The sequence below is a fragment of the Streptomyces sp. NPDC079141 genome (assembly GCF_040686775.1).
Lineage (GTDB): Bacteria > Actinomycetota > Actinomycetes > Streptomycetales > Streptomycetaceae > Streptomyces.
This window is the reverse complement of the sequence record NZ_JBFBLP010000010.1, coordinates 248,596-273,302: the sequence shown is the minus strand read 5'-3', so window position 1 is coordinate 273,302 and position 24,707 is coordinate 248,596. Positions and strand designations below refer to the sequence as shown.

Genomic DNA, 24,707 nt, shown 5'->3' with positions numbered 1-24,707 from the left:
GGGCCCTAAGGTGATCGGATGTTCGTCCTCACCGCCGGTTTCACCGCTGTCCTCACCCGCGCCACCACCTCCGCCCTCCGCGCCAAACCCCCGGGCGGCCCCCGCCGTTGGCAGCGCACCAACCACACCAACCGCCCCGTCGACCTCCACCCCGGCCCCGCGTCCGCCCTCGCCGTCGCTCTCGGGGCCGCCCGTGTCCATCCCGCAGCCGGAGCCGCCGTGCTCGCCGCCGGTGCCTGCGGGGCGTACGACGACATCGCGGGCGCCGGGGACCCACGGCGCGGCTTCCGGGCCCATCTGTCCGCCCTGCGCGGCGGTGAAGTCACCAGCGGTGCCGTCAAGTTGTTCGGGATCGGGGCGGCCGGGCTGGTCGCGGGGGCGTTTCTCAAGGAGCGGCCGGTGGACAAGGTGCTCGCGGGGATGGTGATCGCCGGGGCCGCGCACTTCGTCAACCTGGTGGACGTACGGCCGGGGCGGGCCGTGGGCGCGGTGCTTGCGCTCGGGGCGCCCGGGCTGGTGCGGCGCGGTGCGGCGCGGGAGTTGTCCGCCGCCGCGATGGGCGCCGCCGCGGCCGTGCTGCCGGACGACCTCGCGGAGCGGTCGATGCTCGGCGACACCGGGGCACATGCGCTGGGCGCGGCCCTGGGGGCGGCGATCGTCGCCGGGAACACGCGCGCGGGGCTCGTTGCCCACGCCGCCGCCGTCGTGGCCGCGGCGGTGTACGGGGACCGGGTGAGCGAGGTGGCGCGGACGGGGCTCGGCCGCCGTTCCTCACCCGTGTGAGTGACCGTGCGTGTCCCGGTCCGCCCGTCGGCGTTCCCGGAACGCCCGCACGTCCTGGCATCCTTGGCAGTGCACCTCGTACGCGCAGGGATCCTCGCGGTTCACCCCCTCCGCACGATCCTTCTGTACTTTCTTCGTGACCGCCCGACGTCCGAACCAGGAGCCCCGGCCACGTGACCCCCGTGAGCAGCCACTCACCGCTCGGCCAGTCGTCGCTGCGCACCGTGCAGGTGCTGGGCGGAGGCAACGCCGGCAGCAGCGCGCATGTGCGCTCGCTGGCCTCGGGGCTTGTCGCGAGGGGCGTGCGGGTCACTGTGTGCGCCCCCGCTGAGGCCGATCACCTCTACGACTTCACCGGGGCGGGCGCCGAACATGTGCACGTGCCGCGCAGCAGCGACCCCGGTTCGGTGGCGGCGCTGCGGGCGGCGTGCGCGGACGCCGATCTGGTGCACGCGCACGGGCTGCACGCCTCCTTCCGCGCGGTGCTCGCCCTGAGCGGGCGGCGCACTCCGCTCGTCGTCACGTGGCACGACCGGGCGCACGCCGAGGGTGCGCGCGCCCACCTGGTGCGGCTGTTGGAGCGGCGTGTCGTCAAGGCCGCCTCGGTGGTGCTCGGCACGACCTCGGCGCTGGTGGACCGGGCGCGCCGTACGGGTGCGCGGGACGCGCGGCTCGCCGCGGTCGCGCTGCCCGGGCCGCGCAGCGCCACCGAGCGGGAGTACGACGAGGCCCAGCGGCTGCGGCCCAAGGTCCGGGCCGAACTCGGCGCCCTCGGGCGCCCGTTGCTGCTGGCCGTGGGCTCCCTCGACCGGCACCGGGGGTACGACGTCCTGCTGGACGCCTCGCGCGCGTGGCGCGGGCTCGATCCCCTGCCGCTGGTGGCGATCGCCGGGGAGGGGCCGCTGCGGGCGGAGTTGCAGTACCGGATCGAGGACGAGGGGCTGCCCGTCCGGCTGATCGGGCGGCGTGAGGACGTGCGCGAGCTGCTCGCCGCCGCCGATCTCGCGCTGCTGCCGAGCAGATGGGAGTCGCGGTCCGTGCTCGCCCAGGAAGCCCTCCACGCGCGCGTGCCGCTCGTCGCCACCGACGCGGGCGGTGTGCCCGAGCTCGTCGGCGACGCCGCCGAACTCGTGCCGTGCGGCGACCCGGAGGCGCTCGCGGACGCCGTCGTACGGCTGCTCGACGATCCCGAGCGGCGGGAGCTGCTCAGGGAGCGGGGGGTGCGGCAGGCGGCCACCTGGCCGAGCGAGGACGAGACCGTCGCGCAAGTGCTGAGTGTCTACGACGAGTTGACCCAGCACCGGCCGCTGATCTAGGGCACGTGCCGGCGGGCCCGCAGGGCCAGGCTCAACGCCAGTACCGTCTGCGGGTCGTCGAGGTCGGTGCCGAGCAACTCGCCGATGCGGGCGAGGCGGTTGTAGAGGGTCTGCCGGTTGAGGTGCAGTTCGCGGGCGGTCTCCGCCTTGCGGCCCGCGTGGGCGAGGTAGGTCTGCAGGGTGGGCAGCAGCGGCGGCCTGGAACGGGCGTCGTGGTCGCGCAGGGGGCCGATCGCGCGGTCCACGAAGGCCGCGAGGTCGGGGTGGTCGCGCAGCCGCCACAGCAGCAGGTCGATGTCGAGGCGGCGGGCGTCGTACCAGGGGCGGTCGGTCAGGCCCTGGGCCGCCGTCGCCGTCTCCGCCGCGTGCCTCAGGCCCGCCGAGGCCGCCGCCCAGCCCCCCGCGACGCCGACGACCACGACCGGCGGCTGCGCTCCCGGCCGTTGCATCCCGGCCCGCTCCACGCCCGCCCGCAGCGCCGCCGCGACGCGGTCCGCGACCGCCGACCGCTCCGACTCCGACCGCAGGCCCAGCAGCAGCGGGACGCGGCCCTCCACCGGGCGCACGCCCAGCAGCACCGGCACGCCCACCGACGCCAGTTCCTCGGCGACCGCACGCGCCAGCACCGCCCAGCCGCCGCCGGGGGAGAGCGCGTCGCCCAGCCGCATCACCACCGGCAGCAGCGGGCTGTCGCCCGGCTTGAAGCCCAGCACGCGCGCCTGTGCGGGCGCGTCCTCCGCGGCGATGCGCCCCTCGGCGAGGTCGGTGAGGAAGTCGCCGCGGCCGCGCGCCGCCAGTTCCTCCTCCTGGCGCGCCTGCATCAGCACCACGGCGAGGATGCCGGCCGCCCGTTCGGCCGCGATCCGGTGCACCGGCGCCAGCGGAGCCCGGACGGGAAGGAGGACGAGACGCGCGCGGACCGAGCCCGTACCGGGGCCCCCGCCCGGCACGTCCACCAGCGCCGAACCCGTGGGCGGCGGCGCGTCCTTGTGCGGGCCGCGCAGCCCCTCCCACACCTGGAGCGGGTCCGCGCCCTCGGGGCCCGCGCCGGCGGCGTACAGGAGCTGACCGTCGGTGGTCTCCAGGAACACCGGGTTGCCGCAGAAGTCGGCGAGGATGCCGAGGACCTGGGGGATGCCGCCGCCGCCCAGCAGGGCCTCCGTGCAGCGGCGGTGCACTTCCTCGGCGCGCTGGAGGAGCGCGTAGTGGCCGTTGACGATCTCGGTGTGGATCTCCTCGGTCACCGTCACGAACGGCACCTCGCGGTGCAGTTGGACCAGCGGGAGGCCGGCGGTGCGGGCGGTGTCGACGAGGGCGGCGGGCAGCCGGGTGAAGCGCGGGCCGAGCTCCACCACGAGGGCGGCGATACCGCGTTCGGCCAGGGTGCGGACGAACGCGCGCTGTTCGGCCGGACGGGTGCCGAGACCGTAGCCCGTGGTCAGCAGCAGTTCGCCGCCCTTCAGCAGCGAGGCGATGTTGGGCACCTCGCCCGCGTGCACCCAGCGCACGGTCCGCCCCAGCCGTTCCGCACCTGCCAGGATCTCGGGGAGCCCGCTGCGCAGCCCGGGCAGCTCCAGCGCTCGCTGCACGGTGATACCGGCGCCCTGGGTGTCGAATCTGCTGTCCATACCGCTGTCCATGGCCCGGACGCTACCCGCGCCCGTGCTTCCGGGACATCTCCGGGCGGTTACGGAGACGATCATCCGGACCTCGCGCACGACAATGCGTCGCGCCCCGCGCCGAATTGCATGACCGCGTGTCTGTTGTGGCATGCGTCACTCCGCCGCCACACTGACGCATCCGACAGAGAAGCCGCGCTTCACCTTCGGATTTCGTTGCGACAGCACGTTGAAAATGCTGAGAGGGGCGGGGAATGGCAGAAACACCCACGCGAGAGGTCCATCGGCTCAAGGCGAATTCCGTAGGTCTGGTGGGCGTCGTGTTCATGGCGGTCGCCACCGCGGCGCCGATCACCGCGATGACCGGCAACCTGCCGATCGCGGTCGGCTTCGGCAACGGCACCGGCGCGCCCGCCGGCTATCTCTTCGCGACGCTCGTGCTGACGGTCTTCTCCGTCGGCTACGTCGCCATGGCCCGGAGGATCACCGCCGCGGGCGCCTTCTACGGCTATATCTCGCACGGCCTGGGCCGGATCGCCGGCATGGCCTCCGGCATGCTCGCCGTGCTGGCGTACATCGTCTTCGAGGCATCCATCGTGGGTGTCTTCTCGTACTTCGCGAAGACCACCGTCCAGGACCAGCTCGGCGTCGACCTGCCGTGGATCCTGTACGCGGCCGCGATGCTCGCCGTCACGGCCGTGCTGGCGTACTTCGACATCAACCTCACCGCCAAGGCCCTCGGCGTGATGCTGATCGCCGAGATCGCCGTCCTGTTCGTGGTCGCCACGGCCGTACTCCTCAACGGCGGCGGCCCCGACGGCATCCCCGTCGAGCCGATCAACCCGGCCAACGCCTTCACCGGCCCCTCCGCCGGGCTCGGCCTGTTCTTCGCCTTCTGGTCGTGGGTGGGCTTCGAGTCGACGGCGATGTACGGCGAGGAGTCCCGCGACCCCAAGCGGGTCATCCCGCGGGCGACGCTCATCTCCGTCATCGGCGTCGGCATCTTCTACATCTACGTCTCCTGGATGACCATCGCGGGCAACGGCCTGAAGGGCTCGGTCGACATCTCCTCCGGGACCAGCCCGCTCGACCTCTTCTTCGACCCGGCCCACTCCTACCTCGGTGCCTGGGCCGTGGACACCTTCCAGTGGCTGCTGATCACCGGTTCGTTCGCCTGCGGCATGGCCTTCCACCAGTGCGCGTCCCGCTATCTGTACGCCATCGGCCGCGAGGGCTTCCTGCACCCGGCCCTCGGCCGCACCCACGCCAGGCACGGGTCGCCGTACATCGCCTCCTTCGTGCAGTCGGTGATCGCGGTCGGCCTGGTCGGCGCGTTCTGGCTGACCGACCAGGACCCCTACATCCACCTGTACACACTGCTGGCGATCCTCGGCACGATGGCCATCCTCATCGTGCAGACCCTGTGCTCCTTCGCCGTCATCGGCTACTTCCGCAAGAACCACCCCGAGGACCGGCACTGGTTCCGCACGCTCACCGCGCCCCTGCTCGGCGGCCTCGGCATGATCGCGGTGGTGGGGCTGCTGGTGACCAACCTCGACACCGCGGCCGGTACGGCGGCCGACTCGCTGTTCTTCAAGGCCATCCCGTGGATCGTGGGCCTGGTCTTCCTCGGCGGCCTCGGCCTCGGCTTCTACCTGAAGGCCAAGCGGCCCGAACGCTACGACATCATCGGCCGGATCGTGCTGGAGGACTCGGCCGAGCGAACGGAAGATCCCGTCAACGCCTGAGGAGCGTCACCGTGTCACGAACGCACTCGATGCACGTCCTGCGCAACCTCTTCACCGACCACGCCGCCGCCGAACGGCTCGGTCTGCCCGTCGCGGAAGCCCGCGTCCGCCGCCGTACCGTCCTCAAAGGCGCGGCCGCGGCCACGGCGATGACCGCCGCCGCGGCCCCGAGAGCCACTGCCGCGTCCGCGCCGCGCGTCGCCGTGATCGGCGCCGGGATCGCCGGGCTCACCGCGGCCCTCACCCTGCACGACGCCGGGTACGCCTGCACGGTCTACGAGGCGAACCCGGACCGCGTCGGCGGCCGGATGTACACCCAGCGCGACCACTGGGCGTACGGCCAGAGCTCGGAGATCGGCGGCGAGCTGATCGACACCAGCCACAAGAAGATGCTGGAGCTGTGCCGCCGATTCGGGCTGCCCGTCGAGGACTTCCTCGGCGGCGGGCCCAACGGCGCCGAGGAAGTCCTGTGGTTCAACGGCGAGTACTACCCGCGCGACCAGGCCGACGAGGACTTCAAGGGCGTCTACCAGGCCCTGCACCGCGACCTGCTGGACGCCGGGGAGGTGTTCTGGAACCAGACCACGCCGACCGGCACCGCCCTCGACACCATGTCCCTGTACGACTGGATCGACTCGCGTGTGCCCGGCGGCCACGACTCGCCGCTGGGCCGCTTCTTCGACGTCGCCTACAACGTCGAGTACGGCGCCGACACCACCGACCAGTCCTCACTGGCCCTGGTGCTGCTCATGGGCTACCAGACCAATCCCGGCAACTTCAACATCTGGGGCCTGTCCAACGAGCGCTACCACATCACCGGCGGCAACGACCAACTCCCGCACACCATCGCCGACTTCCTGCCCGACGGCACGATCCGGCAGGGCTGGTCGCTGGAGGCGGTCAGGGCCAACGGCGACGGCACGCAGACCCTCACCTTCACCGAGGCGGGCGCCACCCGCACCGTCACCGCCGACCACACGATCCTGTGCGTCCCGCTGCCGGTCCTCAAGCAACTCGACCTCACCCGGGCCGGGTTCGACACCCGTATGACAAGCCTGCTGCGGGACGCCCGCATGGGCCACTGCACCAAGCTCAACATGCAGTTCTCCAGCCGCCCCTGGCGCGGCACCGGCCCCTGGCCGGGGGTGTCCGCCGGCGACTGCTTCACCGACTCCGAGGTCCAGCAGACCTGGGACACCACCAAGATCCAGCCGGGCACGGGCGGCATCCTCATCCAGTACGGCAGCGGCAGCCTCGCGAAGTCCCTGACGCCGGCGGCGCCGTTCTCGTACGAGAGCGACCCTTACGTCGCCCGGCTCGCCGCCAGGTATCTGAAGGGCATCGACGCCTTCTTCCCCGGCACGTCGGCCGCCTGGACCGGCAAGGCACAGCTGTCCGCCTGGCACCTCAACCCCTATGCGCAGGGCGCCTATTCGTACTGGCCCGTGGGCTACGTCCACCGGTACGCGGGCTACGAAGGTGTCGCGCAGGGCAATGTCCACATCGGTGGCGAGCACTGCTCCTACGACTTCCAGGGGTTCATGGAGGGCGGGGCGACCGAGGGGGAGCGGGCGGCGAAGGAGGTGATCGCCGCCCTGGGCTAGCGGACTCACCGTGGCCTGATGTTGTGGTTGAAGCGGAAGACGTTGTCCGGGTCGTACCTCCGCTTCACCTCCTCCAGATGCCGGTAGTTCTCGGCACCCAGCCCGGCGATCACCCGCTCCGGTCCTTCGTCGCCGATGAAGTTGAGATACACCGCCCCGGTGCTCCACGGCTCCACGTCGGCGCGCACGTCCCGGACCCAGCGCTTGCACCGCTCGTCGTCCGCCGGGTCCTCCCAGATGCCGAACGGGTGCACGGCCCAGGGGGCGTTGCGGTAGGGGATCGGGTAGTCGGCCGGACCGTCGGCGATCGCTCCGCCCTGCGGGAGCAGCGTGTGCTGGGTGCCGGTCGGCATCGGGACGGAGGCCGCGCGGGCGCAGAAGACGTCCACGAAGTCGTCGGGCGCGCCCGTCAGATACTCCGCCGACCAGTAGTTCCGCATCCCGGGAGGGTCGTCGATCATGCACTGGACGTCGGCGTACGGCATCGCGCCGACGATCTCCGCCTCGTGCGGCAGCGCCAGCAGCGGCTCGGCGATCTTGCGCATGTCGCCCTCGCCGCCCGCGTACGTCAGCAGCACCCCGCACAGCAGCGTCCCGACCAGCCGCTCCGGGACGAACTCCTCGGGCGGGCCGGTGAAGTAGAGGACGCCGCCGGATGCCTCGACCGGGCCGGCGGTGATCACGTCACGGAAGGTGCGGACGACCTCGGGGCCGAACTCCGGCAGGTACAGCAGCAGCGCGATGGAGAACTCGGGCAGCTCGTACAGCTTCAGGGTGAGCGCGGTGGCGATGCCGAAGTTCCCGCCGCCGCCGTGCAGGGCCCAGAACAGCTCCGGATTCTCGTCGGCGCTCGCGTGGATCGGTGTGCCGTCCGCGGTGACCAGCTCCACGCCGAGGAGATTGTCGGCGGCGAGGCCGCAGCAGCGGTCCAGCCAGCCGGTGCCGCCGCCGAGGACGAACCCGCCGACCCCGGTGGTCGAGGCCCGGCCGCCGGTGGTGGCGAGACCGTAGGGCTGGGTGGCGCGGTCGAGGTGGCTCATGGTGGCGCCGCCCTCGATCCGTACCGCCTCGGCGGCCGGGTGGACGGTCACCCCGTGCATCCGGCGCAGATCGACGACCAGGCCGCCGTCGTTGAGCGCCATGCCCGCCACGCTGTGCCCGCCGCCGCGCACGGCGATGTTCAGGTCCAGCTCCCGGCCGAAGCGCACGGCCCGTACGACGTCGTCCTGGTCGGCGCACTGCGCGATCACCGCGGGCCGCCGGTCGATCATCGCGTTGAAGACGATTCGGGAGTCGTCGTAGCCCGCGTCCCCGGGGGCGAACACGTCGCCGGTCAGATCCTCGCGCAGCACGGCGAGGGCCGCGCCCGCCTTCGAGAGGGAAGCCATGGCCGCCCCCTTTCCGGAAAGGGGGGATTTGTGGGCTTCCAGCCTAGGCGGGCCCGGCGCCTGACGCCTGCCGGTGCGCCGGGCCCGGGACGCTCAGCCTCCGTACGCTCCCGAAGCCGTCAGCCGCAGCGCCGTGTCGATGAGCGGAACGTGGCTGAATGCCTGCGGGAAGTTGCCCACCTGGCGCTGCAGGCGCGGGTCCCACTCCTCGGCGAGCAGACCGAGGTCGTTGCGCAGCGACAGCAGCTTCTCGAACAGCTTGCGGGCCTCGTCGACGCGGCCGATCATCGCCAGGTCGTCCGCCATCCAGAACGAACAGGCGAGGAAGGCGCCCTCGTCGCCGGGCAGACCGTCGACACCCTCGTCCTCGCCCTGCGTCGGGTAGCGCAGGATGAAGCCGTCGGGGGTGGACAGTTCGCGCTGGATCGCCTCGATGGTGCCGATGACGCGCTTGTCGTCCGGCGGCAGGAAGCCCATCTGCGGAATCAGCAGCAGCGAGGCGTCCAGTTCCTTCGAGCCGTAGGACTGCGTGAACGTGTTGCGTTCCTTGTCGTAGCCCTTCTCGCACACGTCCCGGTGGATGTCGTCGCGCAGTTCCTTCCACCGCTCCAGCGGGCCGTCGGCGTCGCCGGACTCGATGAGCTTGATGGTGCGGTCGACGGCGACCCAGGCCATGACCTTGGAGTGCACGAAGTGGCGGCGCGGACCGCGCACCTCCCAGATGCCCTCGTCCGGCTCGTCCCAGTGGTCCTCCAGGTAGCGGATCAGCTTCAGCTGGAGCAGGGAGGCGTAGTCGTTGCGGGCCAGGCCCGTCATATGGGCCAGGTGCAGGGCCTCGGTGACCTCGCCGTACACATCCAGCTGGAGCTGGTGCGCGGCGCCGTTGCCGACCCGGACCGGGGCGGAGTTCTCGTAGCCGGGCAGCCAGTCCAGCTCGGCCTCGCCCAGCTCGCGCTCGCCGGCGATGCCGTACATGATCTGGAGGTTCTCCGGGTCGCCCGCGACCGCCCTGAGCAGCCACTCGCGCCAGGCGCGGGCCTCCTCGCGGTAGCCGGTGCGCAGCAGCGAGGACAGGGTGATCGCCGCGTCGCGGAGCCAGGTGTAGCGGTAGTCCCAGTTGCGGACGCCGCCGATCTCCTCCGGCAGGGAGGTGGTGGGCGCGGCGACGATGCCGCCGGTCGGGGCGTACGTCAGCGCCTTCAGCGTGATCAGCGAGCGGATCACGGCCTCGCGGTAGGGGCCGTGGTACGTGCAGTGCTCCACCCACTCCCGCCAGAAGTCCTCCGTGGCCTGGAGCGACTGCTCCGGCTCGGGCAGCGGGGGCGGCTGCTTGTGCGAGGGCTCCCAGGAGATCGTGAACGCGATCCGGTCGCCCGGGGCGACGGTGAAGTCCGCGTACGTCGTCAGGGACTTTCCGTAGGTCTCGCAGTCGGTGTCGAACCACACCGAGTCCGGTCCCGCGACCGCGACCGTGCGCCCGTCGTGCTTGTGCACCCACGGCACGACACGCCCGTAGGAGAACCGCATACGCAGGGCCGAGCGCATCGGGACGCGGCCCGAGACGCCCTCCACGATCCGGATCAGCTGCGGGGCGCCGTCACGCGGGGGCATGAAATCGGTCACCCGGACCGTGCCGCGCGGGGTGTCCCACTCGGATTCCAGGATCAGCGAGTCCCCGCGATAGCTGCGGCGGGCGGCGGTGGGCGGCTCCGCGTCGGCCGCGTGGGCGGGGCCGAGGCGCCAGAAGCCGTGCTCCTCGGTGCCCAGCAGACCGGCGAAGATGGCGTGCGAGTCGAAGCGGGGCAGGCACAGCCAGTCGACTGTGCCGTCCCGGCAGACCAGTGCCGCGGTCTGCATGTCTCCGATGAGTGCGTAGTCTTCGATGCGCCCGGCCACGTGCAACTCCAGTCGAACGGCCACGTCACCCCCTCGGAAGAAGGGGGCGGTCGCTAGTGCGGTCAAGGGGTCGTTGTAATGCGTCGTTGAGTGGTGAAGCAAAGCAGCCGCCCTGCCGTGAGGCAAAACGATGATTGTTGCTCAACGAACTGACGAGCTCTTGTTGTTCCGGTGGTACGGGCGGGGGTGGTGCCGTGTTGCCGGCCTGGCTCGGCAGTGAGTGTCCGAGCAGGATACGACGCACGTAGATGATCTGCGTGCCGCTCCGGGCAACGCGGCTGGGCCGAACGGGTGAGCAGCGGGTGAGAATCCGGTGGGGCCGCACGGGACCGTGTCGACACATGCGCGGAGCGTGGCCGGAAGCCATCGGCCCGCGGCGCTGATACCCTGGTAGCCCGTGGAGCGGTGGGAGAAAAACCCCCGAACCGCAGCGACGGCAACTCCGGAAGTCTCCGGTGAGCAAGCCGCACCGCACCCCAGATCGCGACCACGGGAGCCCCCCTTTGGCCATGCCGCCCGCTGCTTTCCGAAACAGCACAGCCACGACGACCAAGCACATCTTCGTCACCGGGGGTGTCGCCTCCTCGCTGGGCAAGGGCCTCACCGCCTCCAGCCTCGGCATGCTGCTCAAGGCGCGGGGTCTGCGCGTCGTGATGCAGAAGCTCGATCCGTATCTCAACGTCGACCCGGGCACCATGAACCCGTTCCAGCACGGCGAGGTGTTCGTCACCAACGACGGTGCTGAGACGGACCTGGACATCGGACATTACGAGCGCTTCCTCGACCGTGACTTGGACGGCTCCGCCAATGTCACTACAGGACAGGTCTACTCGACGGTGATCGCCAAGGAGCGGCGCGGCGAGTACCTGGGCGACACCGTGCAGGTCATCCCGCACATCACCAACGAGATCAAGCACCGCATCCGCCGTATGGCGACCGACGAGGTGGATGTAGTCATCACCGAGGTCGGCGGCACGGTCGGCGACATCGAGTCGCTGCCGTTCCTGGAGACCGTCCGCCAGGTCCGGCACGAGGTCGGCCGGGACAACGTCTTCGTCGTGCACATTTCCCTCCTGCCGTACATCGGCCCCTCGGGAGAGCTGAAGACGAAGCCGACCCAGCACTCGGTTGCGGCCCTGCGCAACATCGGTATCCAGCCGGACGCGATCGTCCTGCGCTGCGACCGCGAGGTGCCGACCGCGATCAAGCGGAAGATCTCGCTGATGTGCGACGTCGACGAGGCCGCCGTCGTCGCCTGCCCGGACGCCCGCTCGATCTACGACATCCCGAAGACCGTGCACGGCGAGGGCCTGGACGCCTATGTCGTCCGCAAGCTGGACCTGCCGTTCCGCGACGTGGACTGGACGACCTGGGACGACCTGCTCGACCGCGTCCACAACCCCGACCACGAGATCACCCTCGCCCTGGTCGGCAAGTACATCGACCTGCCCGACGCCTACCTGTCGGTCACCGAGGCGCTGCGCGCGGGCGGCTTCGCCAACAAGGCCCGCGTGAAGATCAAGTGGGTCACCTCCGACGACTGCAAGACCCCGGCCGGGGCCAAGGCGCAGCTCGCCGACGTGGACGGCATCTGCATCCCCGGCGGCTTCGGCGACCGCGGTGTGCTCGGCAAGGTCGGCGCGATCAAGTACGCCCGCGAGAACAAGGTCCCGCTGCTCGGCCTCTGCCTGGGCCTGCAGTGCATCGTGATCGAGGCGGCGCGCAACCTCGCCGGGATCAACGACGCCAACTCCACCGAGTTCGACCCCGCCACCGGCCACCCGGTCATCTCCACGATGGCCGAGCAGCTCGACATCGTCGCGGGCGAGGGCGACATGGGCGGAACGATGCGCCTGGGCATGTACCCGGCCAAGCTGGCCGAGGGCTCCATCGTGCGCGAGGTCTACGACGGCAAGGAGTACGTCGAGGAGCGGCACCGCCACCGCTACGAGGTGAACAACTCCTACCGCGCGGAGCTGGAGAAGAAGGCCGGCATCCTCTTCTCGGGCACCTCGCCGGACGGCAAGCTCGTCGAGTACGTCGAGTACCCGCGCGACGTCCACCCCTACCTGGTCGCCACGCAGGCGCACCCCGAGCTGCGTTCGCGCCCGACGCGGCCGCACCCGCTGTTCGCGGGCCTGGTGAAGGCTGCGGTCAAGCGCAAGACGGGCAAGTAACACAAGGGTTGTACGGTGACCGGGGTGCGGGCGTTCACACGCGCGCACCCCGGTTTTCTCGTGTACGGCTGGAAGGGCAGGGCATGACGATCAAGGACACCCCGGAGGAGTGGGAGATCCGGGCGACGGAGACCCCCTTCGTGGGCAACAAGACCTCCGTCCGCACCGACGACGTGGTCATGCCCGACGGCAGCGTGGTCCGCCGCGACTACCAGGTCCACCCGGGCTCGGTCGCCGTCCTCGCCCTGGACGAGGCGGACCGGGTGCTGCTCATCAGGCAGTACCGGCACCCGGTGCGCCAGAAGCTGTGGGAGATCCCGGCCGGACTGCTCGACATCCCCGGCGAGAACCCGCTGCACGCCGCGCAGCGCGAGCTGTACGAGGAGGCGCACGTCAAGGCCGAGGACTGGCGGGTGCTGACCGACGTCTACACGACCGCCGGCGGCTGTGACGAGGCCGTACGGGTCTTCCTGGCCCGCGATCTGTCCGAGGCCGACGGGGAGCGCTTCGAGGTCGAGCACGAGGAGATCGACCTGGAGTACGCGCGCGTGCCGGTCGACGAGCTGGTCCGGGGCGTGCTTGCGGGGGAGCTGCACAACAACTGCCTGGTGGTGGGTGTGCTGTCGCTGGTCGCGGCGAGGGCCTCCGGCGGGTTGGACGGGTTGCGGGCGGCGGATGCGGAGTGGCCTGCGCGGCCGTTCGCGGCGTAGGCGCCTTTTGGGGTGCCTCGATATGCCGTTTGGCGTCTGCGGCTCCGTCGTGACTTGTCGCGCAGTTCCCCGCGCCGCCGTCGGTCCTACGATCCTTTGATCCGATCAGGGGACCTGTTCGCCGTGCTCCTCCCGGTACGTAGCAGAGCGTGAACTAGGCTCTGGAAACGCCCGAACCGGAGTCCCGGCGGGCTCTGCGCGTGCGGTGGGACGGGAGTGTGGCCCGTGACGGATCAGGTGGTGGACACAGGCGGCGTGCAGCTGTCGGCCGAGGGCCATTTCCTGGGGCGGACACGGGAGTTGAAGGAGCTGCTCGCCGACATCGAGCGGGCGGGTCTGGACACCCTCTCCGGGAAGAAGGCCCCCCGCGCGCGCGTGCTGCTCATCGCGGGCAGGCCCGGCTCGGGCCGTACGGCGCTCGCCGAGGAACTCGTACGACAGGTCGCGGACCGTTACGACGACGGCGTGCTGCGCGCCCGGCTGAGCGAGCCGGACGGCACGCCCGTCCCCGTGGAGCGCGTCGCCCGCGAGCTGCTCGCCGCCCTGGACCGGCCGATTTCGGCCGGTGCCGCCGAGGAGGACCTCACGGCGGCGCTGCGCGAGGCGCTCGCCGACCGGAAGTTCCTGTTGCTGCTCGACGACGCGGCCGACGCCGAGCAGGTCGACGCCCTGCTGCCGGACACCCCGGACTGTCTGGTCGTCGCCGTCTCCTCGGGGCCGCTGACCGGGATCGCGGACGTCCGCCCGTGCACGCTCGGCGGGCTCGACACCAAGTCGGCGGTGGAGCTGCTGTCGCGGCACGCCGGCTCGGTGCGGATCACCGTCGACCCCCGCGCCGCCGAGGGACTCGTCGAGGAGTGCCAGGCGCAGCCCGCCGCGCTGATGGTGGCCGGCGGCTGGCTCGCCGCCCGCCCCAAGGCCGCCGTCGCCGATCTTGCCAAGCATCTGCACGCCGAGCTCGACGAGGACACCACGGGCGCACCGCTGCCCCGGATCTTCCGTCTCGCCTACGCCGCACTGCCCGCGCCGGCCGCCCGGATACTGCGACTGCTCAGCCTGGCCCCGGCCGGCCTGGTCGACCCGCACACCGCCTCCGCGCTGGCCGGCTGCTCGGTCAGCGGCGCCCGCACCACTCTGGACGACTTCGTCGCCCTGGGCCTGCTGCGGGCGGTGGACTCGCCGCTGCCGCAGTACGAGGTCCCCGGCTGTCTGCACCCCCTGCTCAAGGCGCTCGCCGAGAGCCAGGACCGCCCGGCCGAGCTCCAGCTGGCCCGCGCCCGGATGCTGGAGCGGACCGTGCGGCTGCTCCAGTCGTGCCGGGCGATCACCGAGACCGACAGCCCGCAGGCGCGCGAGAAGCTCCTCGGTATGCCGCGCTCCCTGCGCTTCCCCAGCCCGCGGGCCGCGGCGGACTGGCTGGAGATCCGCAGGCCCGCCCTGCTCGCCGCGGCCCGGCTCGCCGTCGCCGACGGGGAGCTGGACACCCTGGCCCGACGGCTGATGTCCCAGCTGGTGCGGGCCATGGTCGCCCATGTCGGCACCCAGGCGGCCGCGCCCGACCTGTACGGCATCCACCGGCTCGTCCTGGACGTGGCCGAGCGCCGTGACCTGCCCCGGGAGCAGGCCGCGGCCCTGCTGAACCTGGGCGACCTCGACGCCCGGACCGGGCGGACGCGGGAGGCGCTGGCGCGCTACCGGGCCGCACTGGACGCCGGACGGGCGGCGAACGACCCGTATGCGACCGGTCGCGCGATGGAATCCGTAGGTGGCGCGCATCTGGAGCTGGGGGACTACGACCGGGCCGCCGACTGGTTCGGCCGGGCCCTCGCCCAGCGGCTGGCCCGGGACGAGCGCGCGGACGCCGCCCGGCTCTACGGCCGTATCGCCGCGGCCCACACCTTCGCGGGCCGGTACGGCGAGGCGCAGCGGGGCTGGCGTGCCGCGGTCGCCGGGCACCGCAAGAGCGGTGATGTCGCCGCCCAGGCACGGGCGTTGAGCGAGCTGGCGCGGGTCCAGGAGTACGCGGGCCGGCCCGAGGAGTCGCTGCGCACCTGCCAGGAGGCGGTGGAGTGGGCACGCCGCGCCGAGGACGCACGGCTGCAGGCCGCGCTGCATCTGCGGCTCGCCGACACCCTGGAGCATCTCGGCGACTCCGCCGGGGCTCGACTGCAACGCGGGGCGGCCGAGCGCATGCTGGGGGAGGAGCTCCCGGAGGGTGATGCGGAGCCTGATCCCGGCGATGCCGGCGATACAGAGCGCTAACGCCTGCGAAATCCGTAGTGCATCAGCTGAAGATTGGTGCAATGAAAGGCTAGACAGCGGGAACACCTTCATTAGACTGGCTCTGCCGCACCTTCTCCTGCGGTGTCTCCCGGTGTGCCCCTGCATGCTCGGGTATGTCTTGTAATGCCCACACCCCCTGAGCCAAGGACCGTGATCGACGTGAAGGTCGGCATTCCCCGCGAGGTCAAGAACAACGAGTTCCGGGTGGCCATCACCCCCGCCGGCGTGCACGAGCTCGTGCGCAACGGCCACCAGGTCGTCATCGAGCGCAATGCCGGCGTCGGCTCCTCGATCACGGACGACGAGTACGTCGCCGCCGGTGCCCAGATCCTGGAGACCGCCGACGAGGTGTGGGCCACCGCCGACCTGCTGCTGAAGGTCAAGGAGCCCATTGCCGAGGAGTACCACCGCCTCCGCAAGGACCAGACCCTCTTCACCTACCTGCACCTGGCCGCCTCCAAGGAGTGCACGGACGCGCTCATCGACTCCGGCACCACGGCGATCGCCTACGAGACCGTCGAGCTGCCGAACCGCGCGCTGCCGCTGCTCGCCCCGATGTCCGAGGTCGCGGGCCGGCTGGCCCCGCAGGTCGGCGCCTACCACCTGATGCGCTCGGCCGGCGGCCGCGGTGTGCTCCCCGGCGGCGTCCCCGGCACCCAGCCCGCGAAGGCCGTCGTCATCGGCGGTGGCGTCTCCGGCTGGAACGCCACGCAGATCGCCGTCGGCATGGGCTTCCACGTCACGCTGCTGGACCGCGACATCAACAAGCTGCGCGAGGCCGACAAGGTCTTCGGCACCAAGGTCCGGGCGATCATGTCCAACTCCTTCGAGCTGGAGAAGGCCGTCCTCGACGCCGACCTCGTCATCGGCGCGGTGCTCATCCCGGGCGCCAAGGCCCCGAAGCTGGTCACCAACGAGCTCGTGGCGCGGATGAAGCCCGGAAGTGTCCTTGTCGACATCGCGATCGACCAGGGCGGCTGCTTCGAGGACTCGCGTCCCACCACGCACGCCGAGCCGACCTTCAAGGTCCACGAGTCGGTCTTCTACTGCGTCGCCAACATGCCGGGCGCGGTGCCCAACACCTCCACCTACGCGCTCACCAACGCGACGCTGCCGTACATCGTCGAGCTCGCCAACCGCGGCTGGGTGGAGGCCCTGCGCCGCGACCCGGCGCTCGCCAAGGGCCTCAACACCCATGACGGCAAGGTCGTTTACCGCGAGGTCGCCGAGGCCCACGGCCTGGAGCACGTGGAGCTGGAGTCACTCCTCGGCTGAGCCGTCCGACGCGGCTCGCGACTAAGTCACCTTTTCGTAAAGGCGATACGTCAACACGGATCGTCAACGTCGCCCACCCGGCCGGACCTTGCCCGACAAGGTCCGGCCGGATGTGTGTATGGTCACTTTGCGACGCTCGGTCAACTCGCCTCGAACGTAACTCTTCGACCGATTCGCACACCGGTGAAACCTACCGTGCGACGGCCGTACGCCCTTGACAGAGGGATGTTTCATTGCCGACACATCCTGCCGGGTCCGGCGGATTGTGTTGCTGCGGACCGCCGACACGCCATAGAGTCGCCAACCGTCGGCATGGTGCCACGCTGACCTGTCTAGAAGTTTCCTGGTCACCAAGGAGGTAAGACGACTTGTGAATGAGTCGACATTTTCTCCCGGGGGTGGTCAACCAGGAAGCCCTGCGCGGGGTCAGGTTCCCGCGGGGTTCGAGGCTGTCGGCTCCGTTGCGGTGCGCACCTTCGCAGCCCACCAGAGTCACACCTCAGAACTGACTCGCCCAGCACACCAGAGCATGGATGGCCATCACGTGAACGCCATGGCCGGCGACGGAAGTGGCGCGCCCCACAACCACTTCGCCGACTACGACGAACTGCCCGACGGGCACTTCTACGATCCCGACGCGGAGTACGAGCCCGACCCCGAGTACGCGGCCACGCTCGCGCCTGACGCTGCCCGCCAGCGCCGTGAGCGCGTCGGCCCGACCGGGCGTCCGCTGCCGTACTTCCCGATTCCCGGCCCGCTGACCGACCACGGTCCCGCGAAGATCATCGCGATGTGCAACCAGAAGGGTGGCGTCGGCAAGACGACGTCGACCATCAACCTGGGTGCCGCGCTCGCGGAGTACGGGCGCCGGGTGCTGCTCGTCGACTTCGACCCGCAGGGCGCGCTGTCGGTCGGACTCGGCGTCAACCCGATGGAGCTCGACCTCACCGTCTACAACCTGCTCATGGAGCGGGGCATGTCGGCCGACGAGGTCCTGCTGAAGACCGCGGTCCCGAACATGGACCTGCTGCCCAGCAATATCGACTTGTCGGCGGCAGAGGTCCAGCTCGTCTCCGAGGTGGCCCGTGAGTCGACGCTTCAGCGGGCGCTCAAGCCGCTGATGCCCGACTACGACTACATCGTGATCGACTGTCAGCCCTCGCTCGGTCTGCTCACCGTGAACGCCCTCACGGCGGCTCACAAGGTGATCGTGCCGTTGGAGTGCGAGTTCTTCGCGCTGCGCGGTGTCGCCCTGCTGACGGAGACCATCGAGAAGGTCCAGGAGCGGCTCAACCCCGACCTGGAGCTCGACGGGATCCTCGCCACGATGTACGACTCGCGCACCGTCCACAGCCGTGAGGTGCTCGCGCGTGTCGTCGAGGCGTTCGACGACCACGTCTACCACACGGTCATCGGGCGCACGGTCCGCTTCCCGGAGACCACGGTCGCCGGTGAGCCGATCACCACGTACGCCTCCAACTCCGTCGGTGCCGCCGCCTACCGCCAGCTCGCCAGGGAGGTGCTCGCCCGGTGTCACGCCGAGTGAGTCTGCCGGGGGCCGACGAACTGTTCCGTACGACAGGGGGAATGGCGCTCCAGCCGTCCACTCCCCGGCGCCCGGCCAACGGCGAGGCCCGGGTGCCGGCCCCCGCGGGGGAGAGCGACGCCGCCGCGGAGGACGCGCCGCCGTCGGTGCCCGCGCAGGGCGGTGACGGCGACGGGGCCGAGCATGTGGCCGCGGAGCCGGAGGCGGCCGACGACGGGGAGTCCCGCAGCCGGTCCGCCGCCGGGGAGCGCTCGGGCGCCGGGCGGCGTCAGGGAGCGCAGGAAGGTTCCGCGGCCTCCCGCAAGCGGGGGCGGGCGGCCGCACGGCGGCCCAGCGGGCGTGAGCGGCACGACGAGAAGATCACCGTGTATGTCTCCGCCGAGGAGCTGATGGATCTGGAGCACGCGCGGCTGGTGCTCCGGGGCGAGCACGGACTGGCCGTCGACCGCGGGCGGATCGTCCGGGAGGCGGTCGCGGTGGTGCTCGCCGATCTGGAGACCCGCGGGGACGCCAGCATCCTCGTACGACGGCTTCGCGGGCGGTAGCGGTAGCCTGCCAGGGCTATGACCTCGAACGACGTTTCCCGTGGCCGTCGGCGTGCGCTGGGGCGCGGGCCGGGGGCGACGCCCGATCCCGAGCCCGAACCGGAGCCCGCTGCCCCTGTCGCCACTGAGGAGGCGGCCACCGAGGAGGTCGCTGCCGGGGACGACGGTGTCTTCAAGGTCCGTCTCGCCAACTTCGAAGGCCCCTTCGACCTGCTCCTCCAGCTGATCTCCAAGCACAAGCTGGACGTCACCGAGGTCGCGCTGTCCAAGGTGACCGACGAGTTCATGGCGTACATCAGGGCGCTGGGGCCGGACTGGGACCTGGACGAGACGACCGAGTTCCTGGTGGTCGCGGCGACCCTGCTGGACCTCAAGGCGGCGCGGCTGCTGCCCGCCGCCGAGGTGGAGGACGAGGCCGACCTGGCACTGCTGGAGGCCCGGGACCTGCTCTTCGCGCGGCTGCTGCAGTACCGCGCGTACAAACAGATCGCCGACATCTTCAGCGGCCGACTCGACGAGGAGGCCCGCCGCTACCCCCGTACCGTGGGGCTCGAACCGCACCACGCCGAGCTGCTGCCCGAAGTGGTCATCAGCATCGGGGCGGAAGGATTCGCCAGGCTCGCCGTGAAGGCGATGCAACCCAGGCCCAAGCCGCAGGTGTACGTCGACCACATCCACGCGCCGCTGGTCAGCGTGCAGGAGCAGGCCGGGATCGTGGTCGCGCGGCTCAGGGAGCTGGGCGAGGCCAGCTTCCGGGCGCTGGTCGAGGACACCGACGACACCCTCACCGTGGTGGCGCGGTTCCTGGCCCTGCTGGAGCTGTACCGCGAGAAGGCCGTCGCCCTCGACCAGGAGACCGCCCTCGGCGAGCTGGTCGTGCGCTGGACCGGCGGAGACGGGGACGCGACACCGACGGTCACCGACGAGTTCGACCGGCCGTCAGAGGAGCCCAAGGAGGAGAAGTCGTGAGCGACGAGGAGATCAGCGGACTGCGCACCGTCGACGGCCTCGACCTCAAGCCGGCCCTGGAGGCCGTCCTGATGGTCGTGGACGAGCCCGCGACCGAGGAACACCTCGCCAAGATCCTCCAGCGGCCCCGGCGGCAGATCTCGGACGCGCTGCGCGCGCTGGCCGACGAGTACACCGTCCAGGGGCGCGGCTTCGAGCTGCGGATGGTCGCGGGCGGCTGGCGCTTCTACTCCCGGCCCGAGTACGCGGCCGCCGTCGAGGGCTTCGTCCTGGACGGCCAGCAGGCCCGGCTCACCCAGGCCGCGCTGGAGACGCTGGCGGTCGTCGCGTACCGCCAGCCGGTCAGCCGCAGCCGGGTCTCCGCGGTGCGCGGAGTCAACTGCGACGGGGTCATGCGCACCCTGCTCCAGCGGGGTCTGGTCCAGGAGGCGGGCACGGAACCCGAAACAGGTGCGATCCTGTACACGACGACGAACTACTTCCTGGAGCGGATGGGCCTGCGCGGCCTGGACGAGCTCCCGGAGCTCGCGCCCTTCCTCCCGGAGGCGGAGGCGATCGAGGCCGAGACCCAGGAAGCCGTACCGTCGTTCGATCCGGACGCTCCGGATCCGGACGACGGTCCCACGACGAACACGACGACGACGGAACTTTGATGCGAAGCAGCGGCAGCGGCAAGAGTGGCGGCACCGGCGGGCGCGGTAACTACCGCGGGGCCGGCAACAACCGGGACCAGAAGCAGGGCGGCCAGGGCGGCCGTCCCCGCAAGCCCCGCCCCGAGGAGCGCCGCTACGACGTGGGCCCCGGCGCGTCCCCGGACGGCCCGAAGTCCGGGCGCGGCGGCGCGGCGCGCGGTGGCGCCAAGGGCGGGCCGAAGAAGCCCCAGCCGCAGCGCGGCCGTACGGCACCGGCCCAGTCCCGTGAGTACGAGACCCGCGCGGAGGAGCGCAACCGAGAGCGCTACGCCGGCAAGAAGGACATCAAGCTGCCCAAGACCTTCCCGGGCGCCGAGCAGGAGGGCGAGCGGCTGCAGAAGGTCCTCGCGCGCGCGGGCTACGGCTCCCGGCGTGCCTGCGAGGAGCTGATCGAGCAGGCGCGGGTCGAGGTCAACGGCGAGATCGTCCTGGAGCAGGGCAAGCGGGTCGACCCGGAGAAGGACGAGGTCAAGGTCGACGGCCTGACGGTCGCGACGCAGTCGTACCAGTTCTTCTCGCTGAACAAGCCCGCCGGTGTCGTCTCCACGATGGAGGACCCGGAGGGACGCCAGTGCCTCGGCGACTACGTCACCAACCGTGAGACGCGGCTCTTCCACGTCGGCCGGCTCGACACCGAGACCGAGGGCGTCATCCTGCTCACCAACCACGGCGAGCTGGCCCACCGGCTGACCCACCCCAAGTACGGCGTGAAGAAGACCTACCTCGCGGCCATCGTCGGCCCGATCCCGCGCGACCTGGGCAAGCAGCTCAAGGACGGCATCCAGCTGGAGGACGGCTACGCGCGCGCGGACCACTTCCGGGTGGTGGAGCAGACCGGCAAGAACTACCTCGTCGAGGTCACCCTGCACGAGGGCCGCAAGCACATCGTGCGCCGGATGCTGGCGGAGGCCGGCTTCCCCGTCGAGAAGCTGGTGCGCACCTCCTTCGGGCCGATCACCCTGGGCGACCAGAAGTCGGGCTGGCTGCGCCGGCTGTCGAACACCGAGGTCGGGATGCTGATGAAGGAAGTCGACCTCTAGGAAGCCTCCTGTCGGCCGGTCCCGGGATTTCTCCGGGGCCGGCCGATTCGTTTTCGCCCCCGCGCCGGTCTGTATCCCTGACGGAGGGAGCGGGATGGCTGCGACGACGACGGACCGCGAGGAGTTCGTACGGCTGACGGATCCGTACCGGCGGGAACTGCTGGCGCACTGCTACCGGATGCTGGGCTCGGTGGACGAGGCCGAGGACCTGGTGCAGGAGACGTATCTGCGGGCCTGGCGGTCCTACGACGGCTACGAGGGCCGCGCCTCGCTGCGGACCTGGCTGCACAGGATCGCCACCAACACGTGTCTGACGGCGCTGGAGGGCCGCGCGCGGCGTCCGCTGCCCGCCGGGCTCGGGGCGCCCTCCCAGGCGCCTGAGGAGCCGCTGAGGCCCCCTGCGACGGATGTTCCGTGGCTCCAGCCGCTGCCCGACTCGCTGGTGGACCCCGCCTCGGTCGTGGCCGCCCGGGGGAGTCTGCGGCTGGCGCTCGTCGCCACGCTCCAGCACCTGCCCGCGCGGCAGCGGGCGGTGTTCGTCCTGCGGGACGTGCTGGCCTGGCGGGCCTCCGAGGTCGCCGGGCTGCTCGGGACCTCGACGGCGGCGGTGAAGAGCACCCTGCAACGCGCGCGTGCCCGGCTGGAGGAGGTGGCCCCGGAGGAGGACCTCGTCGTCGAACCGGACGGCGCCGCCGACCGCGAGGTGCTCGACCGGTACATGGCCGCCTTCGAGAACGCCGACATGGACGCGCTGCTCGCCCTGTTGCGGGACGGCGTGGAGCTGGAGATGCCGCCGCACCTGGAGTGGTTCCGCGGCGCGAAGGACGTGCTGCGCTTCCTGGCGGCCCGCGTCCACGACAAGGGCACCCTGCGGATGCTGCCCACGCGCGCGAACGGGCAGCCCGCCGCCGCGATGTACGTGCGCGGGACGGACGGCGTCCTCAGGGCGCACTCGCTCCAGGTGCTCACCGTCGAGGAGGGCGCGGTGGCCCGGATCACCGCCTTCCTCGATCAGCGGGAGTTCGACCGGTTCGGGCTGCCCGCGGTGCTGTCATGAGCGGCGGGGAGCTGCTGGAGCGGTCGCTCGCCTACGCCCTGGGCAGCGTCGCCGAGGTCGGGGCCGGGAGCCTGCACCGGGGCACGCCGTGTGCCGGCTGGGACCTTCAGGAGCTGCTCGGGCATCTCGACGACTCCCTGGACGCGCTGTACGAGGGCCTGACGGGCGGCCGGATCGGGCTGGTCCCCCGGGAGGACCGGGCCTGCCGCTTCCGTACGCGCGCGTGTGCGGTGCTCGGCGCCTGGGCGGCCGGACCGCCGGAGCTGGTCCGGGTGGGCGGGCGGCCGCTGGACGTACGGATCGTGGCGGCCGCCGGGGCCGTGGAGCTCGCCGTGCACGGCTGGGACGTGGCGCAGGCCTGCGGGCGGCCCCGGCCCATCCCCGCCTCCCTGGCCGCCGAGCTGCTGCGAGTGGCGCGGTGCCTGGTGGCGGAGGAGGACCGGGGCGTGCGGTTCGCCGCGCAGGTCCCGGTGCCGGTCGGCGCCCTGCCGGACACCCGGCTCCTGGGCTTCCTCGGGCGCCGCGATTCCTTTCCCGGGTGAGGCCGGTCTGCCTTCCGTGAGTGACCTCAAGAACTCACGGAAGGCACGGACATGACCGAGACCCTCGAAGGCCCCCTCAGTACCCGGCCCGCCCAGAAGGCGCCACCATCGCGCGCGTGGACGGTGATCCTCGCCGGGCTCGGGGCGCTGCTGTGCTCCCTGGACATCGTGGTCGTCGCCACCGCGCTGCCCGCGCTGCAGGCCGACTTCGGGGCGAGTCTGGCCGAGCTGGAGTGGACCGTGAACGCCTACAACCTGGCGTTCGCCTGTCTCACCCTGACCGGTGCGGCGCTCGGCGACCGGTTCGGGCGGCGGCGCATGTACGTCGTCGGGCTCGCCGTGTTCACGCTGGCCTCCGCCGCCGCGGCCCTGGCGGGCGGCTCGGACCAGCTGATCGGCGCGCGGGTGCTCCAGGGCGCGGGGGCCGCCGTACTGCTGCCGCTCACCCTGACCCTCATCAGCGAGGCCTTCCCGGCGGAGAAGCGGGGCGTGGCGATCGGGGTGTGGGGCGGGGTGACCGGCCTCGGTGTGGCGGCCGGGCCGGTGCTGGGCGGGGCCGTCACCGAGGGACTGTCCTGGCAGTGGATCTTCTGGCTGAACGTGCCCATCGGGCTCGCGATGCTGCCGTTCGCCGCCAGGAAACTCCAGGAGAGCTACGGCACCCGGCCCCAGCTCGACATCGTGGGGCTGGTGCTGGCGGCCGTCGGACTGACCGGTCTGGCCTGGGCGCCGGTGCGGGCACCCGAGGCGGGCTGGGGCAGCGCCGAGGTGCTGACCGCCCTGGGCGTCGGGATCGTGTTCGTGGCGGCCTTCCTGCGGTGGGAGCACAAGGGCGCCCGCCATCCGATGCTGCCGCTGGGCCACTTCCGCAGCCGCGGCTTCTCCACCGCCAACGCCGCCGCCTTCCTCCTCTTCGCCTCCCTGCTGGGCGCCTTGTTCATGATCACGCAGCTCTTCCAGTACGGCCTCGGCTACTCGCCGCTGGAGGCCGGGGTGCGGATCCTCGTCTGGAACGCCATGCCGCTGGTGGTCGCCCCCATCGCGGGCGCCCTCGCGGACCGGTTCGGCACCCGGCCGTTCATGCTGACCGGCCTCGCCCTCCAGGCGACCGGCCTCGCCCTGCTGGCCTGGCAGGTCGAGCCGGGCGTCGGCTACGGCGGCCTCGTCGTCCCGCTGATCATCGCGGGCGTCGGCATCTCCATGGTGTTCCCGAGCGTCGCGAACGCCGTCACCGCGTCGGTGCCGCTCGGCGAGGCGGGCGTCGCGGCCGGCGTCAACAACGCGCTGCGGGAGCTGGGCGGGGTCTTCGGCGTCGCGGCCGCGGCGGCGGTGTTCACGACGTACGGGGGATACGGCTCACCGGGCGAGTTCCTGGACGGGGTCGGGCCCGCGCTCTGGGTGTCGGCGGGCGCGGCGGCGGCCGGGGCGGCGGTGTCGCTGTTCGCGCCGTCCCGTCGCTAGCCGGGGGTTGCCATCGCACGGCCGCCCTCTTTATAGTCGCAGTGACTATTAAGGGG

19 protein-coding genes are annotated in these 24,707 nt (G+C 71.6%); 16 read left to right on the top strand and 3 right to left on the bottom strand.

Going from position 1 to position 24,707, the window contains the following annotated elements:
- The first annotated feature begins 18 nt into the window (after window positions 1-18).
- Together AB0Q90_RS26585 and AB0Q90_RS26580 are read left to right on the top strand one after the other, a co-directional pair.
- Complete coding sequence (locus tag AB0Q90_RS26585; RefSeq protein WP_363164382.1) at window positions 19-783, top strand: hypothetical protein; 765 nt, start codon at window positions 19-21, stop codon at window positions 781-783.
- A 173-nt stretch (window positions 784-956) separates the two neighbouring features.
- On the top strand, window positions 957-2,099 hold the full coding sequence (locus AB0Q90_RS26580; protein ID WP_363164381.1) for a glycosyltransferase family 4 protein: 1,143 nt from the start codon (window positions 957-959) through the stop codon (window positions 2,097-2,099).
- Here AB0Q90_RS26580 and AB0Q90_RS26575 read toward each other — a convergent pair.
- Window positions 2,096-3,739, bottom strand: a complete 1,644-nt coding sequence (locus AB0Q90_RS26575; protein ID WP_363164379.1) for a PucR family transcriptional regulator — start codon at window positions 3,737-3,739, stop codon at window positions 2,096-2,098. The genes AB0Q90_RS26580 and AB0Q90_RS26575 overlap by 4 nt on opposite strands.
- Window positions 3,740-3,972: 233 nt before the next feature.
- Between AB0Q90_RS26575 and AB0Q90_RS26570 the strand changes: the two genes are divergently transcribed.
- Both AB0Q90_RS26570 and AB0Q90_RS26565 read left to right on the top strand, forming a co-directional pair.
- A complete protein-coding gene (locus tag AB0Q90_RS26570) occupies window positions 3,973-5,466 on the top strand; it encodes an APC family permease (protein WP_363164378.1) in 1,494 nt (497 codons plus the stop codon).
- Window positions 5,467-5,477: 11 nt separating this feature from the next.
- Window positions 5,478-7,070, top strand: coding sequence for an NAD(P)/FAD-dependent oxidoreductase (locus tag AB0Q90_RS26565; protein WP_363164377.1), 1,593 nt, complete (start codon window positions 5,478-5,480; stop codon window positions 7,068-7,070).
- 5 nt (window positions 7,071-7,075) lie between these two features.
- On the opposite strand, the gene AB0Q90_RS26560 is transcribed toward AB0Q90_RS26565, so the two are convergent.
- Window positions 7,076-8,458, bottom strand: a complete 1,383-nt coding sequence (locus AB0Q90_RS26560) for an FAD-binding oxidoreductase (protein WP_363164376.1) — start codon at window positions 8,456-8,458, stop codon at window positions 7,076-7,078.
- Window positions 8,459-8,551: 93 nt separating this feature from the next.
- Window positions 8,552-10,354 carry a glycoside hydrolase family 15 protein gene (locus AB0Q90_RS26555; RefSeq protein WP_363164394.1) on the bottom strand — a complete coding sequence of 601 codons (1,803 nt, stop codon included), beginning with the start codon at window positions 10,352-10,354 and terminating at the stop codon, window positions 8,552-8,554.
- Window positions 10,355-10,863: 509 nt separating this feature from the next.
- Here AB0Q90_RS26555 and AB0Q90_RS26550 point away from each other — a divergent pair.
- From AB0Q90_RS26550 to AB0Q90_RS26495, 12 genes are all read left to right on the top strand, one after another.
- A complete protein-coding gene (locus tag AB0Q90_RS26550; RefSeq protein WP_363164375.1) occupies window positions 10,864-12,531 on the top strand; it encodes a CTP synthase in 1,668 nt (555 codons plus the stop codon).
- An 83-nt stretch (window positions 12,532-12,614) separates the two neighbouring features.
- On the top strand, window positions 12,615-13,241 hold the full coding sequence (locus tag AB0Q90_RS26545; RefSeq protein ID WP_363164374.1) for an NUDIX hydrolase: 627 nt from the start codon (window positions 12,615-12,617) through the stop codon (window positions 13,239-13,241).
- A gap of 225 nt (window positions 13,242-13,466) precedes the next feature.
- The gene (locus tag AB0Q90_RS26540) at window positions 13,467-15,503 is read left to right on the top strand and encodes a tetratricopeptide repeat protein (protein WP_363164373.1); all 2,037 of its coding nucleotides are present in this window, start codon (window positions 13,467-13,469) and stop codon (window positions 15,501-15,503) included.
- A gap of 171 nt (window positions 15,504-15,674) precedes the next feature.
- Window positions 15,675-16,799, top strand: coding sequence for an alanine dehydrogenase (gene ald, locus AB0Q90_RS26535; RefSeq protein WP_363164372.1), 1,125 nt, complete (start codon window positions 15,675-15,677; stop codon window positions 16,797-16,799).
- 370 nt (window positions 16,800-17,169) lie between these two features.
- Window positions 17,170-18,345, top strand: coding sequence for a ParA family protein (locus tag AB0Q90_RS26530; RefSeq protein ID WP_363164371.1), 1,176 nt, complete (start codon window positions 17,170-17,172; stop codon window positions 18,343-18,345).
- Entirely contained in the window at window positions 18,330-18,890 is a 561-nt protein-coding gene (locus tag AB0Q90_RS26525) for a hypothetical protein (protein WP_363164370.1), read from the top strand. The genes AB0Q90_RS26530 and AB0Q90_RS26525 overlap by 16 nt, the downstream gene beginning before the upstream one ends.
- A gap of 18 nt (window positions 18,891-18,908) precedes the next feature.
- A complete protein-coding gene (locus AB0Q90_RS26520; protein WP_363164369.1) occupies window positions 18,909-19,859 on the top strand; it encodes a segregation/condensation protein A in 951 nt (316 codons plus the stop codon).
- Window positions 19,856-20,512 carry an SMC-Scp complex subunit ScpB gene (gene scpB / locus AB0Q90_RS26515; RefSeq protein WP_363164368.1) on the top strand — a complete coding sequence of 219 codons (657 nt, stop codon included), beginning with the start codon at window positions 19,856-19,858 and terminating at the stop codon, window positions 20,510-20,512. Before AB0Q90_RS26520 ends, scpB begins: the two co-directional genes overlap by 4 nt.
- The gene (locus tag AB0Q90_RS26510; protein ID WP_363164367.1) at window positions 20,512-21,591 is read left to right on the top strand and encodes a pseudouridine synthase; all 1,080 of its coding nucleotides are present in this window, start codon (window positions 20,512-20,514) and stop codon (window positions 21,589-21,591) included. Before scpB ends, AB0Q90_RS26510 begins: the two co-directional genes overlap by 1 nt.
- A gap of 94 nt (window positions 21,592-21,685) precedes the next feature.
- A complete protein-coding gene (locus AB0Q90_RS26505) occupies window positions 21,686-22,648 on the top strand; it encodes a sigma-70 family RNA polymerase sigma factor (protein WP_363164366.1) in 963 nt (320 codons plus the stop codon).
- Window positions 22,645-23,190, top strand: coding sequence for a TIGR03086 family metal-binding protein (locus AB0Q90_RS26500; RefSeq protein ID WP_363164365.1), 546 nt, complete (start codon window positions 22,645-22,647; stop codon window positions 23,188-23,190). Before AB0Q90_RS26505 ends, AB0Q90_RS26500 begins: the two co-directional genes overlap by 4 nt.
- A 51-nt stretch (window positions 23,191-23,241) precedes the next feature.
- On the top strand, window positions 23,242-24,651 hold the full coding sequence (locus AB0Q90_RS26495; protein WP_363164364.1) for an MFS transporter: 1,410 nt from the start codon (window positions 23,242-23,244) through the stop codon (window positions 24,649-24,651).
- Window positions 24,652-24,707: the final 56 nt, after the last annotated feature.

Bases quoted from the DNA above. Each gene is read 5' to 3' on its own strand.
- AB0Q90_RS26505 (WP_363164366.1), top strand. From the start codon at position 21,686: ATGGCTGCGACGACGACGGACCGCGAGGAGTTCGTACGGCTGACGGAT.
- AB0Q90_RS26570 (WP_363164378.1), top strand. From the start codon at position 3,973: ATGGCAGAAACACCCACGCGAGAGGTCCATCGGCTCAAGGCGAATTCC.
- AB0Q90_RS26500 (WP_363164365.1), top strand. From the start codon at position 22,645: ATGAGCGGCGGGGAGCTGCTGGAGCGGTCGCTCGCCTACGCCCTGGGC.
- AB0Q90_RS26520 (WP_363164369.1), top strand. From the start codon at position 18,909: ATGACCTCGAACGACGTTTCCCGTGGCCGTCGGCGTGCGCTGGGGCGC.
- AB0Q90_RS26495 (WP_363164364.1), top strand. From the start codon at position 23,242: ATGACCGAGACCCTCGAAGGCCCCCTCAGTACCCGGCCCGCCCAGAAG.
- AB0Q90_RS26510 (WP_363164367.1), top strand. From the start codon at position 20,512: ATGCGAAGCAGCGGCAGCGGCAAGAGTGGCGGCACCGGCGGGCGCGGT.
- AB0Q90_RS26585 (WP_363164382.1), top strand. From the start codon at position 19: ATGTTCGTCCTCACCGCCGGTTTCACCGCTGTCCTCACCCGCGCCACC.
- AB0Q90_RS26560 (WP_363164376.1), bottom strand. From the start codon at position 8,458: ATGGCTTCCCTCTCGAAGGCGGGCGCGGCCCTCGCCGTGCTGCGCGAG.
- AB0Q90_RS26550 (WP_363164375.1), top strand. From the start codon at position 10,864: ATGCCGCCCGCTGCTTTCCGAAACAGCACAGCCACGACGACCAAGCAC.
- AB0Q90_RS26575 (WP_363164379.1), bottom strand. From the start codon at position 3,739: ATGGACAGCGGTATGGACAGCAGATTCGACACCCAGGGCGCCGGTATC.
- AB0Q90_RS26545 (WP_363164374.1), top strand. From the start codon at position 12,615: ATGACGATCAAGGACACCCCGGAGGAGTGGGAGATCCGGGCGACGGAG.